This window comes from Stenotrophomonas sp. 1278, from assembly GCF_029892765.1.
Lineage (GTDB): Bacteria > Pseudomonadota > Gammaproteobacteria > Xanthomonadales > Xanthomonadaceae > Stenotrophomonas > Stenotrophomonas indicatrix.
Genome location: NZ_JARXWD010000008.1, coordinates 119,711 through 141,980, shown reverse-complemented (window position 1 = coordinate 141,980; position 22,270 = coordinate 119,711). Strand labels below are relative to the sequence as shown.

General features: G+C 64.5%; 19 protein-coding genes. 3 read left to right on the top strand and 16 right to left on the bottom strand.

What is annotated here, in order from left to right; all coding sequences use genetic code 11:
* The 9 genes from M2299_RS10255 to moeB form a co-directional block, all read right to left on the bottom strand.
* Nucleotides 1-1,230, bottom strand: coding sequence for a restriction endonuclease subunit S (locus M2299_RS10255; protein ID WP_280884287.1), 1,230 nt, complete (start codon nt 1,228-1,230; stop codon nt 1-3).
* Nucleotides 1,227-2,786 (bottom strand): type I restriction-modification system subunit M, encoded by a 1,560-nt coding sequence (locus M2299_RS10250; RefSeq protein WP_280884286.1) that lies wholly within the window; start codon nt 2,784-2,786, stop codon nt 1,227-1,229. Before M2299_RS10250 ends, M2299_RS10255 begins: the two co-directional genes overlap by 4 nt.
* Entirely contained in the window at nt 2,783-2,995 is a 213-nt protein-coding gene (locus tag M2299_RS10245) for a helix-turn-helix domain-containing protein (RefSeq protein WP_280884285.1), read from the bottom strand. The genes M2299_RS10250 and M2299_RS10245 overlap by 4 nt, the downstream gene beginning before the upstream one ends.
* A 194-nt stretch (nt 2,996-3,189) precedes the next feature.
* Nucleotides 3,190-4,755, bottom strand: a complete 1,566-nt coding sequence (guaA, locus tag M2299_RS10240) for a glutamine-hydrolyzing GMP synthase (protein WP_108265561.1) — start codon at nt 4,753-4,755, stop codon at nt 3,190-3,192.
* The gene (locus M2299_RS10235) at nt 4,739-5,389 is read right to left on the bottom strand and encodes a hypothetical protein (protein ID WP_025874981.1); all 651 of its coding nucleotides are present in this window, start codon (nt 5,387-5,389) and stop codon (nt 4,739-4,741) included. The genes guaA and M2299_RS10235 overlap by 17 nt, the downstream gene beginning before the upstream one ends.
* Complete coding sequence (gene guaB, locus M2299_RS10230; protein ID WP_032976170.1) at nt 5,389-6,846, bottom strand: IMP dehydrogenase; 1,458 nt, start codon at nt 6,844-6,846, stop codon at nt 5,389-5,391. Before guaB ends, M2299_RS10235 begins: the two co-directional genes overlap by 1 nt.
* Before the next feature lie 408 nt (nt 6,847-7,254).
* Complete coding sequence (gene folD / locus M2299_RS10225) at nt 7,255-8,133, bottom strand: bifunctional methylenetetrahydrofolate dehydrogenase/methenyltetrahydrofolate cyclohydrolase FolD (RefSeq protein WP_093819795.1); 879 nt, start codon at nt 8,131-8,133, stop codon at nt 7,255-7,257.
* Between the two features lie 174 nt (nt 8,134-8,307).
* On the bottom strand, nt 8,308-10,143 hold the full coding sequence (locus M2299_RS10220) for a monovalent cation:proton antiporter-2 (CPA2) family protein (RefSeq protein ID WP_059063917.1): 1,836 nt from the start codon (nt 10,141-10,143) through the stop codon (nt 8,308-8,310).
* A gap of 244 nt (nt 10,144-10,387) precedes the next feature.
* Nucleotides 10,388-11,524 (bottom strand): molybdopterin-synthase adenylyltransferase MoeB, encoded by a 1,137-nt coding sequence (gene moeB / locus M2299_RS10215; protein ID WP_100436140.1) that lies wholly within the window; start codon nt 11,522-11,524, stop codon nt 10,388-10,390.
* Between moeB and M2299_RS10210 the strand changes: the two genes are divergently transcribed.
* Complete coding sequence (locus M2299_RS10210; protein ID WP_238379061.1) at nt 11,523-12,110, top strand: GNAT family N-acetyltransferase; 588 nt, start codon at nt 11,523-11,525, stop codon at nt 12,108-12,110. The genes moeB and M2299_RS10210 overlap by 2 nt on opposite strands.
* Before the next feature lie 77 nt (nt 12,111-12,187).
* Here the strand turns inward: M2299_RS10210 and der are convergent, their stop codons facing one another.
* From der to ndk, 7 genes are all read right to left on the bottom strand, one after another.
* Nucleotides 12,188-13,585, bottom strand: coding sequence for a ribosome biogenesis GTPase Der (gene der / locus M2299_RS10205; protein ID WP_025874993.1), 1,398 nt, complete (start codon nt 13,583-13,585; stop codon nt 12,188-12,190).
* Between the two features lie 15 nt (nt 13,586-13,600).
* Nucleotides 13,601-14,809, bottom strand: a complete 1,209-nt coding sequence (bamB, locus tag M2299_RS10200) for an outer membrane protein assembly factor BamB (protein WP_032977555.1) — start codon at nt 14,807-14,809, stop codon at nt 13,601-13,603.
* Complete coding sequence (locus M2299_RS10195; protein WP_280884284.1) at nt 14,809-15,447, bottom strand: tetratricopeptide repeat protein; 639 nt, start codon at nt 15,445-15,447, stop codon at nt 14,809-14,811. The genes bamB and M2299_RS10195 overlap by 1 nt, the downstream gene beginning before the upstream one ends.
* Nucleotides 15,448-15,511: 64 nt before the next feature.
* On the bottom strand, nt 15,512-16,372 hold the full coding sequence (locus tag M2299_RS10190; RefSeq protein ID WP_025874999.1) for a RodZ domain-containing protein: 861 nt from the start codon (nt 16,370-16,372) through the stop codon (nt 15,512-15,514).
* Nucleotides 16,373-16,390: 18 nt separating this feature from the next.
* Nucleotides 16,391-17,179, bottom strand: coding sequence for a tetratricopeptide repeat protein (locus M2299_RS10185; RefSeq protein WP_280884283.1), 789 nt, complete (start codon nt 17,177-17,179; stop codon nt 16,391-16,393).
* Entirely contained in the window at nt 17,166-18,371 is a 1,206-nt protein-coding gene (gene rlmN, locus M2299_RS10180; protein ID WP_032977561.1) for a 23S rRNA (adenine(2503)-C(2))-methyltransferase RlmN, read from the bottom strand. The genes M2299_RS10185 and rlmN overlap by 14 nt, the downstream gene beginning before the upstream one ends.
* Before the next feature lie 10 nt (nt 18,372-18,381).
* Nucleotides 18,382-18,807 carry a nucleoside-diphosphate kinase gene (gene ndk / locus M2299_RS10175; RefSeq protein ID WP_008265389.1) on the bottom strand — a complete coding sequence of 142 codons (426 nt, stop codon included), beginning with the start codon at nt 18,805-18,807 and terminating at the stop codon, nt 18,382-18,384.
* 362 nt (nt 18,808-19,169) lie between these two features.
* Here ndk and M2299_RS10170 point away from each other — a divergent pair, with 362 nt between their 5' ends.
* Entirely contained in the window at nt 19,170-19,844 is a 675-nt protein-coding gene (locus M2299_RS10170; RefSeq protein WP_280884282.1) for a TetR/AcrR family transcriptional regulator, read from the top strand.
* Between the two features lie 19 nt (nt 19,845-19,863).
* Nucleotides 19,864-22,236, top strand: coding sequence for a 3-hydroxyacyl-CoA dehydrogenase/enoyl-CoA hydratase family protein (locus M2299_RS10165; RefSeq protein WP_032977563.1), 2,373 nt, complete (start codon nt 19,864-19,866; stop codon nt 22,234-22,236).
* Nucleotides 22,237-22,270 lie beyond the last annotated feature (34 nt).

Below are 22,270 nucleotides of genomic sequence, written 5' to 3'. Positions count from 1 at the left end.
CTATGCCTTTACCTCTTCAGATTTTGGGAAGCTCAACAACAGATTGCGGTAATAACTGTATTGCTTCTTCCGCAGCTCGATCTCCCGTGGCAAGCCTTCAGCTACAGAGTTGGTCAGTGCATCGAATTTGTCGAGAAGAACTGCAATTCTATTCTGTTGAGCAAGACTTGGGATAGGCACTGGCAAGGCCTTGATGATGTCTACATTCAAATTACTTACTGAGCCGCTGTTTATTTTTCCAGCCCAGTAGCTCTTAACTGAACTTGACGACAGATAGTGATAGAGAAAATGCGAACTCAAGACAGTGGAAAATTTGCTAATCGACGCCCAGCCGTCGTGTATCGCCCCGCTGATACCAAGGATGTAAGGCCTACCGAAGCTCATTGAGTTGGACAAAATGAAGTCCCCCTTATCCAGAACGCGAGAGCTCCTTGCACCTTCTTGTGTAATTTTTTGAGCTGTTCCGTTGACGTACTTTGACCCTGGCGTTGTATCTCCAATCTTGATCCAAGGAACGCCAGTCTCATCTTCGGTGATGAACTTGGAGATTGGGCGAGGTGAGGCGCCTCGCTGGATCAGCGCGACATCCCCCAACGTCTTCCACTCCGCCTCCCCCTCATCGAAATTCAACAATCGATCCCGATAGTAGTTGTACTGCTTCTTGCGAGCGGCCAGTTCAACGTTTAGTTCGACGATCAGTTCGGTAAAGGCACCCAGAACACGGACAATCTCGGCCTGGATTTCAAGCGATCTACTGGGATTGCTTGGACAGGGGATGGGAATCTTGTACTCGAGTATCCTTGCTTTGTCGCCGCGAGGCATTTTCGCCCCTTTGGCATGCTGCATGTTGTAGTCGAAGAAGCTCTCATCGGTTAACAGTTGATACAAGTAGCCAGGATTCAGTGCCTCATGAATGGAACGAACCACAAGCACATCGCCATTTGTTCCACCCGATTGGTCGGCTAGCCAAATCTTCTTTAGATAAGGTCGAATGTTTCCGATAAGAACATCACCTGGCCGGTACTCAATCAATCGCCCTTCGCTGGGGACATATGTCGATTCAGCCTTTCCCGCCCCATTCTGGAGAAGGTTATCAACTCCAACATAGTTTCTTTCATCGATCCCAGTGCAGTCGATACGAACGTCAGAGTACTTGGCGACGTCCCCTAGCGCCACCCACTCAACCGCAACCCCATCCAGCAGACTTTCCAGGAAATCGCCCGCCGTCATGCTTCGGTCTCCCCGCCTTCGATCTCGTCCACGATGGCATCGATGTCATTGCGCAACTGCTCAATCCTATCAACCGTGGTTTTTAGCACTGCATTGAGTTGGGCAATGTCCACGATCTCACGATTGTCCTTGGCCTCAACATAACTACTAACCGACAGGTTGTAGTCGTTATCGGCCACCCTTTCCAACGACACAGTCTTGGCGAAGTGTTCGACATCGGCCTTGCTGGCAAACGCCACCACGATCTCTTTGATGTGCTTGTCCAGAAGCAAATTGTTGTTGGTGCCCTTTTTGAGGAGCCCGCTGGCGTCAATGAACTGGATGGCCGTGTCTTTCTTGTTCTTGGCCAGCACCAGAATGTTCACGGCGATGGTGGTCCCGTAGAACAGATTGGGGGCGAGCGAGATCACGCTCTCGACATAGTTGTTGTCCACCAGATACTGGCGAATCTTCTGCTCGGTCCCACCGCGATAGAAGATACCGGGGAAACAAACGATGGCCGCGCGACCTTTTGCTGACAGATAGCTCAACGCGTGCAGCACAAATGCAAAGTCGGCCTTGGACTTGGGCGCGAGCACACCTGCCGGGGCAAAGCGATCGTCGTTGATCAGAGTGGGGTCGTCGCTTCCGATCCACTTCACTGAGTAGGGAGGGTTGGAGACGATGGCGTCGAAAGGCTTCTCATCACCGAAGTACGGAGTGATAAGAGTGTTGCCAAGCTGGATGTGGAACTTATCGTAGTTGATGTTGTGCAAGAACATGTTCATCCGCGCCAGGTTGTACGTGGTGTGGTTGATTTCTTGCCCAAAGAAGCCGTCTTCGATGAGGTGGTCGTCGAATTGTTTTTTTGCCTGCAGCAGCAGCGAACCCGAGCCGCAGGCGGGATCATAGATCTTGTTGATGCTGGTCTGGCCGTGAATAGCCAACTGCGCGATGAGCTTGGATACCTGCTGCGGCGTGAAGAACTCGCCGCCTGACTTGCCGGCGTTGACAGCGTAGTTGGAAATCAGGAACTCGTAAGCATCGCCAAATAGATCAATATGGCTGTCGTCAAAGCTCCCCAAGTCCAGTCCAGCAACGCCCCTGAGGACAGCCGCGAGACGAGCATTCTTGTCCTTTACAGTGTTACCAAGGCGGTTGCTGGTGGTATCGAAGTCGGCAAACAGGCCGTTGATATCTTGTTCTGACGGGTAGCCAATTGCAGACGCTTCGATGGCCGAGAAAATCTTGGCCAGATCGGTATTCAGGCTTTCATTATTGGGGGCGTTTGCCGCAACGTTGACGAACAGCTGGCTGGGGTAGATGAAGTAGCCCTTGGTCTTGATGGCATCGTCTTTGGCTGCGGCGATGTTCTTATCATCATCAGCCATGTCAGCGTAATCAAAACTGGAATCGCCCCCGGTGATGTAGTCGACAAAGTTCTCGCTGATGAACCGATAGAACAGGGTGCCCAGCACGTATTGCTTAAAGTCCCAACCATCGACCGCACCGCGAACTTCGTTGGCAATCTTCCAGATTTGGTTTTGCAGGGCAGCGCGCTGCTGAGCACCGGTCATGACTTGTTTCCTGTCGAATCGTTCAATTGTTCCTCATCTGCTCCGCCCGCACGCACCCATTCATCCACCTCGGACAACTGGAATTTCCAAAGTCGTCCCACACGGTGCGCTGGCAGGCCTCTACGCTCCCGCCAACGATAAACGGTGTCCTTGGCCACGCCCAGATGCTGGGCGACCTGACCAGCGGTTACCCACGGCTCAGTGGCCATGGCAATTACGCACAATTGGCATGCATCAAAGTCGATGAGAGTCGGTGAAAGTCTATCAGAGCCGGGCGGGGCTGAATCAGCTGTGGAGCCTTATAGCTTCCATAAAGGGACCCAGCAATTTCTGACCGAACTGAAAGACGAGGGAAGGCTCCATATGCAACAAGGGCGCCTCTCGGCGCCCTCGTTCTTTCAACTCATTCCCACTCAATAGTCGCCGGCGGCTTCCCCGAGATGTCATAAACAACCCGCGACACCCCCCGCAACTCATTGATGATCCGGTTGCTCACCGTCCCCAGGAACTCATACGGCAGGTGCGCCCAGTGCGCCGTCATGAAGTCAATCGTCTCCACGGCCCTTAGCGCAATCACCCACTCATAAGCCCGCGCGTCACCCACCACGCCCACCGACTTCACCGGCAGGAACACGGCAAACGCTTGGCTGGTCTTGTCATACAGATCCGCCTTGCGCAGCTCATCGATGAAGATGGCATCGGCCTTGGCCAGCAGTTCGGCGTATTCGCGCTTCACTTCGCCCAGGATACGCACGCCCAGGCCCGGGCCCGGGAACGGATGGCGGTAGACCATGCTGCGCGGCAGGCCCAGTTCGACGCCCAGGCGGCGCACTTCGTCCTTGAACAGCTCGCGCAGCGGCTCCACCAGGCCCAGCTTCATGTGCTCCGGCAGGCCGCCCACGTTGTGGTGGCTCTTGATCACATGCGCCTTGCCGGTCTTGCTGCCGGCCGACTCGATCACGTCCGGGTAGATGGTGCCCTGCGCCAGCCACTTGGCGTTCTTCAGCTTGTTCGACTCTTCGTCGAAGATCTCGACGAACAGGTTGCCGATGATCTTGCGCTTGGCTTCCGGGTCGCTCACGCCTTCCAGCGCGCTGAAGTAACGGTCGGCGGCATTCACGCGCACCACCTTCACGCCCATGTGCTCGGCAAACATCGCCATCACCTGGTCGCCTTCCTGCCAGCGCAGCAGGCCGGTATCCACGAACACGCAGGTCAGCTTCTCGCCGATGGCCTTGTGCAGCAGCGCAGCCACCACGGACGAATCGACGCCGCCGGACAGGCCCAGGATCACTTCGTCATCGCCCACCTGTTCGCGCACGCGGGCGATCTGGTCGTCGATGATGTTGGCGGCGGTCCACAGGGTCTGGCAGCCGCACACGTCCACCACGAAGCGGCGCAGCAGCGCCTGGCCCTGCAGGGTGTGGGTCACTTCCGGGTGGAACTGCACGCCGTACCAGCGCTTTTCTTCGTTGGCCATGGCGGCCACCGGAATGCGGTCGGTGGTGGCGGTAATGGTGAAGCCCGGCGGCGCAACGGAGACGTGGTCGCCGTGGCTCATCCAGACATTCAACTTCGGCTCGCCGCCGTGGTCGCTCAGGCCCTTGAACAGCGCATCCGGGTTGATCACGTTCACTTCGGCGTGGCCGAACTCGCGCTGGTCAGCTGCTTCGGTGGCACCGCCCAGCTGCGCGGCCAGGGTCTGCATGCCGTAGCAGATGCCGAAGATCGGCAGGCCGCTGTCGAACACTTCCTGCGGCGCGGCGGGCGCGCCCGGCAGCGTGGTCGATTCCGGGCCACCGGACAGGATGATGCCCTTGGCGCCGAAGCCGGCAATCTCGGCCGGGTTGTGGTCCCACGCCCAGATTTCGCAGTAGACGCCCAGCTCGCGGATGCGGCGGGCAATCAGCTGCGTGTACTGCGCGCCGAAATCGAGGATGAGGATCTTGTCGTTATGGATGTTGGTCATTCGGGCGCTCAGGGATGGGTAGTACAGAGAAGGTGCTCAGCACGCTGGCGGACAACTCACGCCGCAATTCATCGGCCACCGGATCCGGCGCGGTCCATCGCACGCCGATGAAGCCATCGGCACGCTGCTCGCGCCGTGGATAGGGATCGCCCCACATGCAGGTCTGCAGCCGTTCGGTCTCGGCGCTGCTGGTTTCGCAGCGGATCAGCCGCGCATCGGTCATGTCGACAAGCTTCTCGTCGAACCAGTAACCGAAGCTCCGCTCGAAGTGCGGGAGCTGTGTCGACCAGCCCAGCCGGCGATAACTCTCATCACGCAGTGACGGCAGAATCTCCGGGCTGTATTCACCCTGCCAGCAAACCAGCAAGCCGTTGAAACTGGATGCGCGCGGCGGCACCAGGCGCCATTGCAGTGCCCCCTGCGGTTCAAGCCGCCAGCCCTGTGGCAGGTCGAAGGTCAGGTTCGGACAGGACACCCGGTTCGCAGGGGGCGCCCGCTCGGCCGAGGAGTGCTCGGCAGCGCCGGAGCACCCCGCGACCAGCATGGCCACGCCAAGCAGGCTCCCGCCACGGTATCGGCCGGCGCGCTGGCCGGCAGTGCGGAGGTAGCTCACGAGGCCGAGGCGGGCAGTCATCAGGAGCGGTAGTTCGGCGGCTCTTTGGTGATCGTCACGTCGTGGACGTGGCTCTCGCGCTGGCCAGCGCCGCTGATCTTCACGAACTTGGGCTTGCTGCGCATGTCCTCGACGGTGGCGCAACCCACGTAGCCCATGGTGGCGCGCAGGCCGCCCATCAGCTGGTGGATGATGCCGCCCACCGGGCCGCGGTACGGCACGCGGCCTTCAATGCCTTCGGGCACCAGCTTGTCGGCGGTGGCGGCGTCCTGGAAGTAGCGGTCCTTGGACCCCTTCTCCATCGCGGCCAGCGAGCCCATGCCGCGGTAGCTCTTGTACGAACGGCCCTGGAACAGCTCGGTTTCGCCCGGCGATTCCTCGGTACCGGCCAGCAGGCCACCGATCATGATGGTGGACGCACCGGCGGCCAGCGCCTTGCCGATGTCGCCGGAGTAGCGGATGCCACCGTCGGCGATCAGCGGGATGCGGTCCTGCAGCGCTTCGGCCACCAGGTCGATCGCGGTGATCTGCGGCACGCCCACGCCTGCCACCACGCGGGTGGTGCAGATCGAGCCCGGGCCGATGCCCACCTTCACTGCGTCCGCGCCGCTGTCCAGCAGCGCCAGCGCGGCTTCACCGGTGCAGATGTTGCCGCCGATGACCTGCACGTTCGGGAAGTTCTTCTTGACCCAGCTGACGCGGTCCAGCACGCCCTGCGAATGGCCGTGCGCGGTATCGACCACGATCACGTCCACGCCGGCAGCCACCAGCGCTTCCACGCGGCGGTCGGTATCGCCGCCCACGCCAACGGCCGCGCCGACCAGCAGGCGGGTGGCGATGTCCTTGGCAGCGTTCGGGAAGTCGGTGTTCTTCTGGATGTCCTTGACGGTGATCAGGCCACGCAGGGCGAAATCATCGTTGACCACCAGCACCTTTTCGATGCGGTTGCGGTGCAGCAGCTGCAGCACTTCGTCAGACGCGGCACCTTCCTTGACCGTGATCAGGCGATCCTTCTTGGTCATGATGTGGCGGACCGGATCGTCCAGCTCGGTCTCGAAACGCATGTCGCGATGGGTCACGATGCCGGCCAGCAGGCCGTCGCTGCCCACCACCGGCACGCCGGAGATGTTGTGCGCCTGGGTCAGGGCCAGCACGTCGCGGATGGTGGTTTCCGGGCCGACGGTGATCGGGTCGCGGATGACGCCGGCCTCGAACTTCTTGACCTTGGCCACTTCCGCGGCCTGCTGCTCCACGCTCAGGTTCTTGTGGATGATGCCCATGCCACCCAGCTGTGCCATGGCGATGGCCAGGCGTGCTTCGGTGACGGTATCCATGGCGGCGGAAAGGATCGGAAGCTTGAGCTTCAGGTCGCGCGTCAACCGCGTTTCGAGGTTGACGTCCTTGGGCAGGATGGTCGAATGAGCGGGGACGAGCGAGACGTCGTCGTAAGTGAGTGCTTCAGCCTGGATGCGCAGCATCGGCATACCCGAGATGTGGGGAAGCGCGACATTTTACCCTGTTTTCGCGGCCTGTGGCAGGGGGTAGATGCGACGCAGTGTCGCGCGGGCGAAGATTCGTTCAGGACGCCCTGCACGCCGCTTTGGGCGGGTCATTCGGGTCGGCGGCATACCGCCTTTGGTAGGTGCCAACCTTGGTTGGCACACAACCGGAAGGTCTTTGCCCCATCCGGGGAGCTGGCGCCTGATTGTTCGTGCCAACCAAGGTTGGCACCTACCAGGAGCGGGTCATGCGGACCTGCGGGAAGTACGGGGCATCGACGCGCCCCCGGTAGCGCCGGGCCATGCCCGGCGAGCGCAGCGGCGCCGCAGCAATCCGCCGGGCATGGCCCGGCGCTACCCAGCCCCACGGCAAGCAGCCCAGTGCGGTCAGTTCCCGGCTTCCGCCGCTTCCAACGTGTTCTGCATCAACGTGGCCACGGTCATCGGGCCTACGCCACCCGGTACCGGGGTGATCCAGCTCGCCCGCTGCGCTGCGGCCTCAAACCCGACATCGCCCACCAACCGGCCGTCATCCAAGCGGTTGATGCCAACGTCGATCACCACTGCGCCCGGCTTCACCCACTCGCCCGGCACGATGTCCGGCCGGCCCACCGCCACCACCAGGATGTCGGCGTTGCGCACGGCCTGTTCCAGCACGTCCTTCGGGGTGAACTTGTGGCAGCTGGTCACGGTGCAGCCGGCAATCAGCAGCTCCAGGCCCATCGGCCGGCCGACGTGGTTGCTGACGCCGACGATGGTGGCGTTGCGGCCGCGCACGGGCTGGTCGGTGTGGCCCAGCAGCGTGGTGATGCCACGCGGGGTGCACGGGCGCAGGCCGAACTCGCGCAGGGCCAGGTGGCCGACGTTTTCCGGATGGAAACCGTCCACGTCCTTGCGAGGGTCGATGCGCTGGATCAGCCGGCGCGCGTCGGGGATGCCCGGAAGCGGCAGCTGGATCAAAATGCCGTTGATCTTCGGATCGGCATTGAGCTGGTCGATCAGGTCGAGCAGCTCGGCCTCGGTGGTGCCGGCCGGCAGGTCGTAGTCATACGCTTCGATGCCCACCTTCTCGGCCGCGCGGCGCTTGTTGCGCACGTACACGGTCGAGGCCGGGTCGCCCCCCACCAGCACCACGGCCAGGCCCGGGCGGCTGCCACCGGCGGCGACACGGGCATCGACCCGCACCTTCAGGCTGTCGAGCAGGTCCTCGGCGATACGGCGGCCATCGAGGATGCGGGCAGGAAGCTGGGGGGCGGAGTCGGTCATCGGGTGCGGGCGTGGGGCGGCGGGGACGCTATTGTCCCCGATTCACGCCCCCTCGCCCACCGGGAATGCGGGCCGCCGCCGCTTCGGTAGTGCCGGCCGCTGGCTGGCAACCTCATGAACGCAGGAAGCACCGTGCAGTTGCCGGCCAGCGGCCGGCACCACCAAGGCTTCAGATCATTCCTCTTCTTCTTCCGGCACTTCATCCGCATTGAGCGTGCGTGCCTTGCGCTTGGGCGCGGTAAACGGCGTCGGCGTCGGCACACCCGGCAGCGCGCTGCCGAACACCATGTGCGCGCCGGCCCTCAGGCTGCCACCGGCCATTTCCAGCTCGAAGCGCTCGGCATCGCGCTCGCGGATCTGCTCGGCAATCTCGCGCGCATCGTCTTCGTCCGCGCCCAGCTCCACCAGTGCCGCCTGCCCGAACAGCAGGGCCGACTCGAAGGTTTCGCGGATCTGGAAATCCACGCCGGCATGGATCAGCCGCAGCGAATGTTCGCGGTCGAACGAGCGCACCAGCAGCTTGGCCTGCGGGAACTGATGGGCCACCAGCTCGACGATGCGGTCGGCGTCCTCGGCATTGTTCACGCACACCGCGATCGCCCGCGCACTGCCCGCGCCGGAGGCATGCAGCACGTCCAGCCGGGTGCCGTCGCCGTAATAGATCTTGAAACCGAAGCGCTCGGCGTTGTGGATCATCTCCACATCGTTGTCGATGATGGTCACGTCCACGTCGCGGGCCAGCAGCGACTGGCTGGCCACCTGGCCGAAGCGGCCGAAGCCGATCAGCAGCACGCTGCCGGACAGGCCATCGGCGGTATCCACGCCTTCCAGACTTACGGTCGGCGTAGGCGCCACGCGCTTGTAGACCAGCACCACCAGCGGCGTCAGCGCCATCGACAGCACCACCACGGCGGTGAAGTTGGCATTGATGTCCAGGCTGATCACACCGGCACTGGCTGCGGCGGAGAACAGCACGAAGGCGAACTCGCCGCCCTGCGCCATCAACACGCCACGGTCCAGCGCCTGCGCGTGGTCACTGCCCATCAGGCGCGCAACCACGTAGATGCACAACGCCTTGGCCGCCATCAGCGCCACTACCAGGCCGAGGATCATCGGCCAGTTGCCGGCCACCACACCCAGGTCCAGCGCCATGCCCACGCTGAGGAAGAACAGGCCCAGCAGGATGCCGCGGAACGGTTCGATGTCTGCTTCGATCTGGTGGCGGAACGTCGATTCGCTCAGCAGCACGCCGGCCAGGAATGCGCCCATCGCCATCGACAACCCGGACAGCTGCATCAGCAGCGCCGCGCCCAGCACCACCAGCAGCGCGGCGGCGGTCATTACTTCGCGCGCTTTCGACTCCGCCAGCACGCGGAACAGCGGATTGAGCAGGAAGCGGCCCACCAGCACCAGGCCGACGATGGCACCCACGCCGATCGCCACCGACATCCAGCGCGAGCCCTCGCCATCGGCACTGCCGGCAGCCGGTGCCATCCACGCGACCAGCGCCAGCAACGGCACGATCAGCAGGTCCTCGAACAACAGGATCGAGACGATCTTCTGCCCCGACGGCAGCGCGATGTCGCCGCGCTCGGCCAGCAGCTGCATCACCACCGCAGTGGAAGTCAGCACGAAACCGGTGGCGCCGATGAAAGCGATCTGCCACGGCAGCCCAAACAGCTTGGCGATGCTGGTCAGCACCAGCGCGCAGGTGACGATCTGCAGCGTGCCCAGCCCGAAGATTTCCTTGCGCAGGCTCCACAGGTGCGAGGGCCGCATTTCCAGGCCGATGACGAACAGGAACATGACCACGCCGAGTTCGGCGGTATGCAGGATCGCCTGCGGGTCGGAGAACCAGCCCAGCCCGAACGGGCCGATCGCCAGGCCGGCGGCGAAGTAGCCCAGCACCGAGCCCAGGCCGAGCCGACGGAACAGCGGCACCATCACCACCGCTGCGCCCAACAGGGCGACGACCTTGACCAGCTCGCTGGTCGCTGCTTCTACCGCCATGCGGTGGGTTCCCCGGAAATCGAAATCGGCCTCAACGATAGAGCAACACCGATGACGGCAATAGCACGTGTGTTGCGTTTTATTGTCTTGGAGATGGAACGATAGCGGGAGTGGCCCCGGGCATCATCCCGAAACCGTGCGCGCCCCTCGGTGGGCGCCAACCCGATTCGGTAGGCGCCAACCTTGGTTGGCACAAGCGCCGACCAAGGTCGGCATCTACCAGGGCCCCGCCCCCGCCCCGCCCTCACCCACCCCGACAGAACGCGGCGTAATCGATGTACCCCGGGAACGGCGCGCCCGGCGCGCACACCGCGCACTGCGGGTCGGGGCTGATGCGGGTCTCGCGGAAGCGCATGCCCAGCGCATCAAAGCGCAGCAGGCGGCCCACCAACGGTTCGCCGATGCCCAGCAGCAGCTTAAGCACCTCGGTGGCCTGCAGCACACCTGCCAGGCCGGGCAGCACGCCCAGCACGCCGGCCTCGGAACAGTTGGGCGCGAACTCCGGCGGTGGCGGCTCCGGGAACAGGCAGCGGTAGCACGGCGCCACGCCGCGCTGGCGGCCGGCATCGAACACGCTCACCTGGCCATCGAAACGCTCGATGGCGGCGTAGACCATCGGCGTGGCGTGCTTGATGCAGGCATCGTTGAGCAGGTAGCGCAACGGGAAGTTGTCCGAACCGTCCAGCACCACGTCGACGTCCTGCAGCAGGCGGTCCACGTTCTCCGAGGTGACCCGCTCGGGCACGGCCTCGACCTCGATGGACGGGTTCAACGCCAGCAGCCGCTCACGCGCCGAATCAACCTTCAGCTGGCCGACGCTGGCCTCGGTATGCACGATCTGCCGATGCAGGTTGCTGCGCTCGACACGGTCGTGGTCGGCGAAGCGCAGGTGCCCTACCCCGGCGGCCGCCAGGTAGAACCCGGCCGGCGCACCCAGGCCGCCCGCGCCCAGCACCAGCACCCGGGCCTGCTGCAGGCGGCGCTGGCCGGCCTCGCCCACCTGCGGCAGCAGCAGGTGGCGCGAATAGCGGTCGTAGAAATCGCGGTCGGCGGCGCTGGTCAGTGGCTGCACCAGCGGCAGCGCCTGCTCGCGCCAGGCCACGGTGCCGCCGGCAACGGAGGCCACGTGGGCATAGCCCGCATCCAGCAGCGCCTGCGCTGCATCAGCCGAGCGCTTGCCGCTCTGACAGATCAGCAGGATTTCCTGTTCCGGCAGAGGCAGGTGCGCGGCAGGGTCGGTCAGCAGCTCATCCTTGGCCACACCACGCGCGCCCTCGGCCATGCCGCCGGCCCGCTCATGCGCCTCGCGCACGTCGATCAGCACCGCACCATGGGCCACGCGCGCACGCGCCTGCTCGGGGGAAAGCTCTGGAATGCTCATGGCGTCCATTGTAGAGCCGGGGCCCATGTTGACGGAGCCGACGGCGCGTAGGACCCTCTGGCCGGTGAAACCATTGATCAATCCCGTACAGACCGAGCACCTGGTGCTCCGGCCGTTCTCATGCGCCGACGGCCACGAAGTCTTCGCCGGCATCACGCCAACGCTGACCCGCTTCATGGCATTCGATCCGCCGGGGTCTTTTGCGGCATTCGAAACGATCGGCCAGGAATGGCTGCGCCTGATCGAGCAAGGCGCGGAATACACGTTCGTGATCCGGCATCTGCAGGACGGACGCTTTGTGGGCATCGCCGCCGTGCACCGCGCTACCGAGGGCGAACCCGAGCTTGGCATCTGGATAAGCGAGCGCGAGCACGGACAGGGCTACGGCCGCGAGGCAGTGCGCGCCGTCGTCCACTGGTGCGCGGAACGGCTCGCTGCGGTCGCCTATCGCTACCCGGTGGCGGTGGACAACGTGGCCAGCCGGCGGATTGCCGAAGCACTGGGCGGCCAGGTGGTAGGCACCGAGCAGAGCGCGAAGTTTGCGTCGGTGGTCTATCGGATTCCGGTGCCGGGGCTGCCTGGCTGAGGTTGCCGGCCAGCGGCCGGCACTACCGACAGGATCGCCACAACGAGAAAGGCGGCCCTGCGGCCGCCTCTCGTGGATCACTTGCCCTTGACGTGCTTCATCAAGCGCCGCTTGGCCTTGACCTGCCGTTCGGTCAGCACGTTCTTCTTGCCTTCGTACGGGTTGGCACCCTCGCGGAAGATGAACTGCACCGGCGTACCGATCAGCTTGAAGCGCTTGCGGAAGAAGTTCTCCAGGTAGCGCTTGTACGACTCCTGCAGTTCCTTCAGGCGGGTGCCGTGCACGATGAAGGTCGGCGGGTTGGCGCCGGCCGGGTGCACGTAACGCAGCTTGGAGACGTGGCCGCGGATGGTCGGCGGCGGGTTGGTCTCGTAGGCCACTTCCAGCGCCTTGTTCACTTCGCTGGTGGTGAAGGTCTTGTTCGCCGATTCGTGCGCACGGTGCACCGCACGGAACAGCTCGCGCAGGCCCGAGCCATGCTTGGCCGAGATGCGCACCGATTCGGCCCACGGCACGAAGCCCAGGCGCAGCGACAGCATCGTTTCGGCCTGCTCACGCTGGTAGTCGGTCAGGCCGTCCCACTTGTTGATCGCGATCACCAGCGCGCGGCCGGCATCCAGCACGGCGCCGAGCACGGTGGCGTCCTGGTCGGTCACGCCTTCGGTGGCGTCGAGCATCAGCACGGCCACCTGGCACTGCTCGATCGACTGCATGGTCTTGACCACCGAGAACTTCTCGACGACCTCGTCCACGCGCGAACGGCGACGCAGGCCGGCGGTGTCGATCAGGCGGTACTCGCGGCCGTCGCGCTCCAGGTCCACCGAGATCGAATCGCGGGTGGTGCCCGGCACGTCCGAGGCGATCATGCGCTCTTCGCCGAGGATGCGGTTGACCAGGGTCGACTTGCCCACGTTGGGGCGGCCGACGAAGGCGATGCGCACGCGGTTCGGATCGTTGTCCAGCTCTTCGCCGCTGCCCTCTTCCGGCAGGCGCTGGATGACCTCGTCAAGCAGGTCGTCCAGGCCCTGGCGATGGGCAGCCGACACGGTCAGCATCTCGCTGAAGCCGTAGCGGGCGAACTCCGAACGCACGGTGTCCTCGTCGGTGCCGTCGATCTTGTTGATCAGCAGCAGCGTCGGGCGCGACAGCTTGCGCAGCCAGGCCAGGATCTCATCGTCCATCGCCGAGGTGCCCTCGCGGGCATCGACGACGAACAGGATCAGGTCAGCTTCGCCAGCGGCAGCGCGGGCCTGGCGCGTGGTAGCACCAGCCAGGCCTTCTTCTTCCTCTGCGATGCCGCCGGTATCGACGACGAGGAAATGGTTGTCCTCGTCAAGCCGGCAGACGCCATAGTTGCGGTCCCGGGTGACGCCGGGCTGGTCATGGACCAGGGCGTCACGTGTACGGGTCAGTGCATTGAATATGGTCGACTTGCCGACATTCGGCCGTCCAACCAGGGCGACCAAAGGCAGCATCGCGATTACTCCGTATTAATTTGCCAACCGGAATGCGGTCAGCTTGCCATCAACGTTCTGCACCAGCAGCACTCCATCGACGACGATTGGCTGGGCCAGAAGCGCATCACCGCCGCTTTTCGCCCGCGCCGCCATCGCGCCATCGGAGGCCTGCAGCCAATGCAGGTATCCCTTGTAGTCACCGACCACCACGTAGTCGCCGTGCAGCGCCGGACCGGTCAGCGAGCGCCGGGCCAGTGCGGTCTGCGACCACATCGCCGCGCCGCTGGCCTTGTCCAGGCCGAACACGCCGCCCTTGTTGTCGGTAACGAAAACATTGCCCGAAGACACCGCCACACCGCCGGCACCGCCGTGGTCACGCGCCCACAGCGGGCGACCGGTCGGGCCTTCGATAGCCATGGTCTGGTTCTTGAAGCTGCTCACGAACAGCGTGTTGCCGTCGAGCACCGGGGCGCCATCGACATCGGCCATGCGGTCCAGCTCGGTACGGCCTTCGCCGGTACCCACGTTCTGGTCCCACAGCGTGCGGCCGTCCTGCATGGCCAGCGCAGACACGCTGCCCTCGTCCTTGCCGATGAACAGCACGCCCGGACCGGCCACCACCGGCGCGTTGCCACGCACGGTCAGCGCCGGCAGCTCGCTCGGGTTGAACCACTTCTGGGTGCCGTTGCCGGCATCGAACGCGGTGACGCGACCGTCATTGCTGCGCACGAAGACCATGCCCTGGGCAATGGCCGGCGCGGCGATGACTTCGTTCGGCACGCGTGCGCGCCACTTCTCGCTGCCATCGTTGATGTCCAGCGCGATCACCTGGCCATCGAGGGTACCGATGACCACCAGGTTCTCGCCGACACCCGGACCACCGGACAGCCGCAGCTTGGCCTTCTTCTTTTCCTTCTTCGGCTCCCAGGTCCAGACCTTCTTGCCGGTCTGCAGGTCGATGGCGTGCACGCCACCGGTGATCGCCGCGGCGAACACGTGGCCATTGGCCACTGCCGGGCCCTGGCGTACGCCGATGCGGCGCTCGCCCTTGCCCAGGTTGACCGACCAGGCCTTGTTGACCTTCAGGGTCGGCTCGAACTTCACCAGTTCCGCCGGCTCCTGTGCCTTCTTCGCTGCTGCGTCCTTGCCGGCGAACCAGCCCTTCATGGTGCTGCAACCGGACAGCGCCATACCAAGCAGGAGTACGGTGGCGACGCGCGTGATCATGACCTTCTGACTCATCAAACCGACTCCGCAGGGGCGGCGACGGTGCCGCCGGCGTCCATAACCTTGGTTTCCAGCAGTCGCCGCTGCGGCGCTGCCACGTCCAGCGTCTTCAGCGCCTTCTCATACTGTTCGCGGGCGGCGTCACGCTTGCCCTGCGCCATCAGCGCATCGCCATGGATTTCCAGGCTGCTGCTGTCGGTGGCGCTGCCCAGCAGTTTGATCGCTTCATCGCCCTTGCCGGTAGCCACCAGCAGGCGTGCCACGCGCTGGTCGACCACGCGCTGCAGGTCGCCTTCGACCTTCACCGCGCGCAGGGTGGCCAGCGCCTCTTCATTCTCGCCGGCATCGACCTGGGCCTTGGCCAGCTGCAGCGCAGCCAGGTCGCCGTAGATGCTGGACGGGCCAGCCTCCAGCGCCTTGACCGCCTTGGCCGCGTCGTCGAGCTTGTTCTGCTGCAGGCCCACCAGGGCCTTCTGGTACTCGACATTGGCCGAGGCCAGCTTGCCGCCCTGATCCTTCTGGTACCACTGCCAGCCGGCAATGGCACCGATGGCGATGACTACGCCACCGAGGATGCTGGCACCATTCTTCCGCAGCCAGCTGCGGACGCGTTCACTTTGTTCGTGCTCGTCGAGCAGGTCGTCGATCGCCATGCGTACTCTCGCCCCGCCCATCGGGAGGGACCATTGGGATTATCGAAGGTGGTGAAACCGCGCCTCAGTGTGAAACCGGGACAACGGAGCCTTCAGAGGATACCTGAAAGCGTGCCACGTTGGCTCGCTGATAGGGCGTCAGATCGACGATAGCGCCATTCTGCTGAACCTGGACCGCTGAGGCGTTGCCCAAGGTGACCCGGGCCACCTGGCCGGGGGTGAAGCTGCGGGTCTCGCCCGCCTTGATCAACGCCTTCTCGACGCTGCCGCCATCCGGACCGGCAATATCGACCCAGCTGTCGCCGCTGAACTGCATGTCCAGGTTGGCCGCAGCGGCCGGCGCAGCGCGTGGCACCGGGGCCAGCGAGGCAACGTAGGGGGTAGCAGTCGGCTTGGTGACAGGTGCGGCCGCCACTTCGGCGGGCGCCGCGGCGGCTGACCCGGGGCCGGCCGGGGTAACCGGTACGGCGGCCGGGATCACATCCAGCGAAGCGGTGTTCGGCGAAGGTGCGGTGCCATCGAAGTGACCACGGGTGGCGAACCAGACCGGGACCGCCAGCACGGCGGTAATACCGACATACAGCGCACGGCGGCCGAGATTCTCGGCGATCCGGCGCGCACGCGGGGTATGGGTGTGGCTGACCAGGGTGGGCGGAACCACCGGGCCGACCTGGGCCTGTTCCAGCAGTTCGCTGACATCGACGCCGAGCAGGCGGGCGTAGCTGCGCAGCTGGCCGCGCACGAACACCGGCGCGCCGAGCTTCTGCCACTGCTCCTGCTCGAGCGACTTCACCACTTGAACCGGCATGCGCAGGCGCTGGCCGACGTCTTCAAGGGTCAGTCCGGCGGCCTCGCGGGCCTGGCGCAGGCGGGTGCCGCAGCCGGCCACAGTCTCGAGATCGCTCACAGTCTGGTCATCAATCACAATGCATCAACCCTGGAGTTAGGAGCCCGCGTCCTGCGGAAATTCCTGTCGAATCCGCTGAAGATAGCGATCAGATGCCGCCTGATCACCCAGTCGCGCCTCGATTTCAGACGCAAGTTGTAACACGGAACGCGTGGCCGGTGCAGCCGCAATCCTACGTTCGGCGAAGGCCCGGGCTTCCATGAACTGGCCGCGACGGAAGCTCAGCTGGGCCATCGCCTCCAACGCGACCGGGTTGCCAGGTACGTGGGAAAGGGAGGCGCGCAGGTCGCGTTCGGCACGTTCAAGCTGGCCAGCGTCCAGCGCGCATCCACCAGCATTGGCCAGGGCAGCGGCGGGCGTGGCGTAGTCCGGGGCAGTCAGGGCACGATCGAACCAGACCAGCGATTCGGCCGAGTGGCCGTGCTGGCACAACCATGCCGCGTAATTATTGAGAACGTCACCGCGTTGCGGTGCCAGCTCTGCAGCGCGGCGGAAGCCATCCCCCGCCTGCTGCTCGCGCCCCCTGCGATCTTCCACACCGGCCAGCAACATCACCGCGTCCACACCATTGGGCTGCAGCTTCAACGCGCGGCGCACCTTGCGCTCGGCCTCGTCCAGGTTGCCCACCTGCATGTCGCGGGCAGCCAGCGCCAGCAGGTCCTCGTAGTGGAACTTCTGGCGCACGCCCGGCGCATCGCGGACGCTGTGGATCGGCGCGACCCCGCCCGGGCCGATCGGAATCTCACTGGTGGTCGTGCAACCGCCCGCTGCAAATGCCAGCGCGCCTGCGAACAGGGCCACCGGCAGGCGGTCAGGCCGCGGCATCGCTCCCCTTCCCCGCCTGCAGCGTCTTGTTGAACTCGGCCTGGCGGCGCGTGCGATCCATCACCTGGCCCTTGAGCTGGCCACAGGCGGCATCGATATCGTCGCCACGGGTGCGGCGCACCATGGTCAGCACGTTGCTGTCGAGCAGGATCTTCTGGAAGGCGCGGATATGCGCTTCTTCGGAACGCTCGTAGCGGGTACCCGGGAACGGGTTGAACGGGATCAGGTTGACCTTGCCCGAGTCCCTGGCCTGCACCGCGTTGTCGAACTGGTGCATCAGCCGCGCCAACTGGCGGGCGTGCTCGGGCTGGTCGTTGATGCCCTTCATCAGGGTGTATTCGAAGGTGACCGATTCGCGGCGCTTGTTGGCGCGCAGGTAGCGTGCGCACGAAGCCATCAGCTCGGCGATCGGGTACTTCTTGTTGAGCGGCACGAGGGTCTCGCGCAGCTCGTCGTTCGGCGCATGCAGCGACACCGCCAGCGACACGTCGCTTTCCGTGGACAGGCGGTCGATCTGCGGCACCAAGCCGGAGGTCGACAGGGTCACGCGCTTGTTGGCCAGGCCGTAGCCCAGATCGTCGCGCATCACGCTCATGGCACGCACGACGTTGTCGAAATTCATCAACGGCTCGCCCATGCCCATCATCACCACGTTGGTGAGGCGGCGCATCTGGTGCGGCACGTTGCCCAGGTGGCGCGCCGCGATCCACACCTGGCCGATGATCTCGGCGGTGGTCAGGTTGCGGTTGAAGCCCTGGGTGGCGGTGGAGCAGAACGTGCAGTTCAGGCCACAACCGACCTGCGAGGACACGCACAGCGTGCCGCGGGTCTTGTCGGGGATGTACACGGTCTCGATGGCGTTCTTGCCATCCACGCCCATCGCCAGCAGCCACTTGTGGGTGCCGTCGGCGGAGGGCTTGTCGAAGATGATGTTCGGGACGAGGACCTCGGCATGCTCCTGCAGCTTGGCGCGCAGGACCTTGCCGAGGTCGGTCATCTCATCGAACTCGGTGACGTAGCGATGGTGGATCCACTTCATCACCTGATGGGCGCGGAACTTCTTCTCGCCGAGAACCTCGACGAAAAACTTCTCCAGGCCCGCGCGATCGAGGTCGAGCAGGTTCTGCTTGCCAGCCGTGGGTGCCGACTTCGGCAGCGGCTGGATGGCGATTTTCTGTACGACCTCGTTCACGGCATTACTCTCAGCGCGAGACGACTTCGGTGGCGGCGAAGAAGTACGCGATTTCAATCGCGGCATTCTCGACCGAGTCCGAGCCGTGGGCGGCATTGGCATCGATGGATTCGGCGAAGTCGGCGCGGATGGTGCCCGCAGCGGCTTCCTTCGGGTTGGTGGCGCCCAGCAGGTCGCGGTGGGCCAGGACGGCGTTCTCGCCTTCCAGGGCCTGGATCATCACCGGGCCGGAGATCATGAACTCCACCAGTGCGTTGAAGAACGGACGCTCGCGGTGCACGGCGTAGAAGCCTTCGGCTTCACGACGCGACAGCTGCTTGTACTTGGCCGCCACGACCTTCAGGCCGGCCTTTTCGAAGCGGGCGTAGATTTCGCCGATGACGTTCTTGGCAACGGCGTCCGGCTTGATGATCGAAAGGGTGCGCTCCAGCGCCATGGGATGTCTCCAATGGAATCGGGCCGCTGATGGCCCGAAGGGTAACAAAAAAAAAGCCGCGTCGAAACGCGGGCTTAGCCTGATAAACGTGCGCGGATTGTAAAAGATAAAACGACAGGGTGGTAGTGCCGGCCGCTGGCCGGCAGTGGGCGCAGGGGTCGGATCCCCGCAGGGGCTCTGACCCCATTATGGGGCAGCACCGGGGTCGGAGCCCCAGGGGGGATCCGACCCCAGCCACCACCCCATTCACCCACCTGAGCGGATTCTGACCAGCCAAGGCATTTTTGCTGCACTGCAAAATGCCATACGGTACCGTCTGGTTCTAGTATCAAACAATCGTTTGATTAAGGTCCGCCCGCCCGATGGCCAAGCCCGCCCACTTCTCGACCAAGGACCGGATCCTCGGCGCCGCCGAGGAGCTGTTCGCCCAGCACGGCTTTGCCGGCACCTCGCTGCGCCAGGTCACCAGCCAGGCAGACGTCAACATCGCTGCGGTCAACTACCACTTCGGCTCCAAGGAAAACCTGGTCAACGAGGTGTTCCGCCGCCGCATGGACGAGATGACCGGCGCCCGCCTGGCCCAGCTCGAGCGTGCCCGCAACGAACACCCCGGCCAACTGCGGCCGGTGCTCGCCGCCTTCGTCGAGCCGGCCCTGGCGCTGGCCCAGGACCGCCAGAACGGCGGTGCCTTCGTCCGCGTGATCGCCCGTGCCTACGCTGAAAAGAACGACAACCTGCGCAAGTTCCTGTCCGACCACTACGGCCACGTGCTGCGTGAGTTCGGCAAGGCGATCGCCACCTGTGTGCCCGGCCTGAGCAAGGAAGAGCTCTATTGGCGCCTGGATTTCCTCGCTGGCTCGCTGACCTATGCCATGGCCGATTTCGGGCTGATCAAGCGACCTGCCGGTGTCACCGAAACGGCGCATCGTGCCCATGCCGCCCATGAACTGATCCATTTCGCCGAGGCCGGATTCCGTGCCCCGCCCGCAGCGGCAGCGCCCTGCCCGCCTCCATTGATTCCACCCAGTAACTGCTGACCAACAAAGGCCCTACACCATGTCCAATTCCCTGCTAGTCCGCCGCGCCGCTGTGCTGGGTGCCGGCGTCATGGGTGCCCAGATCGCCGCCCACCTCACCAATGCCGGCGTCGACACCGTGCTGTTCGACCTGCCTGCCAAGGAAGGTCCGGCCGATGGCATCGTGCTGAAGTCGATCGCCAACCTCGGCAAGCTGAGCCCGGCGCCGCTGGCCAGCAAGTCGCTGGCCGAAGCCATCACCCCGGCCAACTACGAGACCGGCCTGGAACAGCTGAAGGACTGCGACCTGATCATCGAGGCCATCGCCGAGCGCATGGACTGGAAGCAGGACCTGTACAAGAAGATCGCCCCGTTCGTGGCCGACCACGCCGTGCTGGCCTCCAACACCTCGGGCCTGGGCATCAACAAGCTGGCCGACGTGCTGCCCGAACAGCTGCGCCACCGCTTCTGCGGCGTGCATTTCTTCAACCCGCCGCGCTACATGCACCTGGCCGAGCTGATCCCGGCCACCACCACCGACGCCAGCGTGCTGGAAGGCCTGGAAGCGTTCCTGGTCACCACCCTGGGCAAGGGCGTGGTGTACGCCAAGGACACCCCGAACTTCATCGGCAACCGCATCGGCGTGTTCTCGATCCTGTCCACCATCCACCACACCCAGGAATTCGGCCTGGGCTTCGACGAAGTGGACGGCCTGACCGGCCCGCTGGTCGGCCGCCCGAAGTCGGCCACCTACCGCACCTCCGACGTGGTCGGCCTGGACACCATGGCCCACGTCATCAAGACCATGGGCGATACCCTGCCCAACGACCCGTGGCATGAGTTCTTCAAGTCGCCGAAGTGGCTGGATGCGCTGATCGCCAAGGGCGCACTGGGCCAGAAGACCGGCGCCGGCATCTTCCGCAAGGTCGGCAAGGACATCGTGGTGCTGGACCTGGAAAAGCAGGACTACCGTCCGGCTGACCGCGCCGCCGCACCGGAAGTGGTCGAGATCCTGAAGATCAAGAACCCGGCCGAGAAGTTCGCCAAGCTGCGCGAGAGCCAGCACCCGCAGGCGCAGTTCCTGTGGGCGACCTTCCGCGACCTGTTCCACTACAGCGCCTACCACCTGGCCGACATCGCCGAGACCGCGCGCGACGTCGATCTGGCCATCCGCTGGGGCTACGGCTGGTCGCTGGGCCCGTTCGAAACCTGGCAGGCAGCCGGCTGGAAGCAGGTCGCGCAGTGGATCGCCGATGACATCGTCGCCGGCAAGAGCATGAGCAACGCGCCGCTGCCGGACTGGGTGTTCGATGGCCGCGATGGCGTGCACGCCGCCGAGGGCAGCTACAGCCCGTCGCGCAACGCCAAGCTGCCGCGTTCGTCGCTGCCGGTGTACCAGCGCCAGCGCTTCCCCGATCCGCTGCTGGGCGAGAAGTTCGCGCCGGGCGAGACCGTGTTCGAGAACGACGGCCTGCGCATGTGGCACGACGGCGATGGCATTGCCGTGGTCAGCTTCAAGACCAAGATGAACACCGTGTCCGACCACGTGCTGGATGGCCTGCAGGAATGCGTCACCCGCGCCGAGAAGGACTTCCAGGGCCTGGTGATCTGGCAGCAGAAGGAGCCCTTCTCCGCCGGTGCCGACCTGGCTGGCGCCCTCGGCCTGCTGCAGGCCGGCAAGGTCGACCAGTTCGAAGAAATGGTGCACAACTTCCAGCGCACCAGCCAGCGCATCAAGTACTCGCTGGTGCCGGTGGTGGCTGCCGTGCGCGGCCTGGCCCTGGGTGGCGGCTGCGAGTTCCAGATGCACAGCGCCAAGACCGTGGCCTTCCTGGAAAGCTACATCGGCCTGGTCGAGGCCGGCGTCGGCCTGCTGCCGGCAGGCGGCGGCCTGAAGGAACTGGCCGTGCGTGCCTCGCAGGCCGCTGGCCCGGGCGGTGACGTGTTCGCCGAACTGAAGAAGACCTTTGAGACCGTGGCGATGGCCAAGGTGTCCAACTCGGCGGTCAACGCCCAGGAACTGGGCCTGCTGCGCAGCACCGACAAGGTGGTGTTCAACAGCTACGAGGCCCTGTACATCGCCAAGGCCGAAGCACGCGCCCTGGCCGAAGCGGGCTACCGTCCGCCGCTGCCGGCACGCCGCATCCAGGTGGCCGGCGACGTCGGCATCGCCACCTTCAAGATGATGCTGGTCAACATGCTGGAAGGCCGCTTCATCAGCCCGTACGACTACGAGATCGCCGAGCGCATCGCCACCGTGCTGTGCGGCGGCAAGGTCGACCGCGGCACCCTGGTCGACGAAGAGTGGCTGCTGACCCTGGAGCGCAAGCACTTCGTCGAACTGGCCCAGCAGGAAAAGACCCAGGCCCGCATCGCGCACATGCTCAAGACCGGCAAGCCGCTGCGGAACTGACGGAAGACATCGGTAGTGCCGGCCGCTGGCCGGC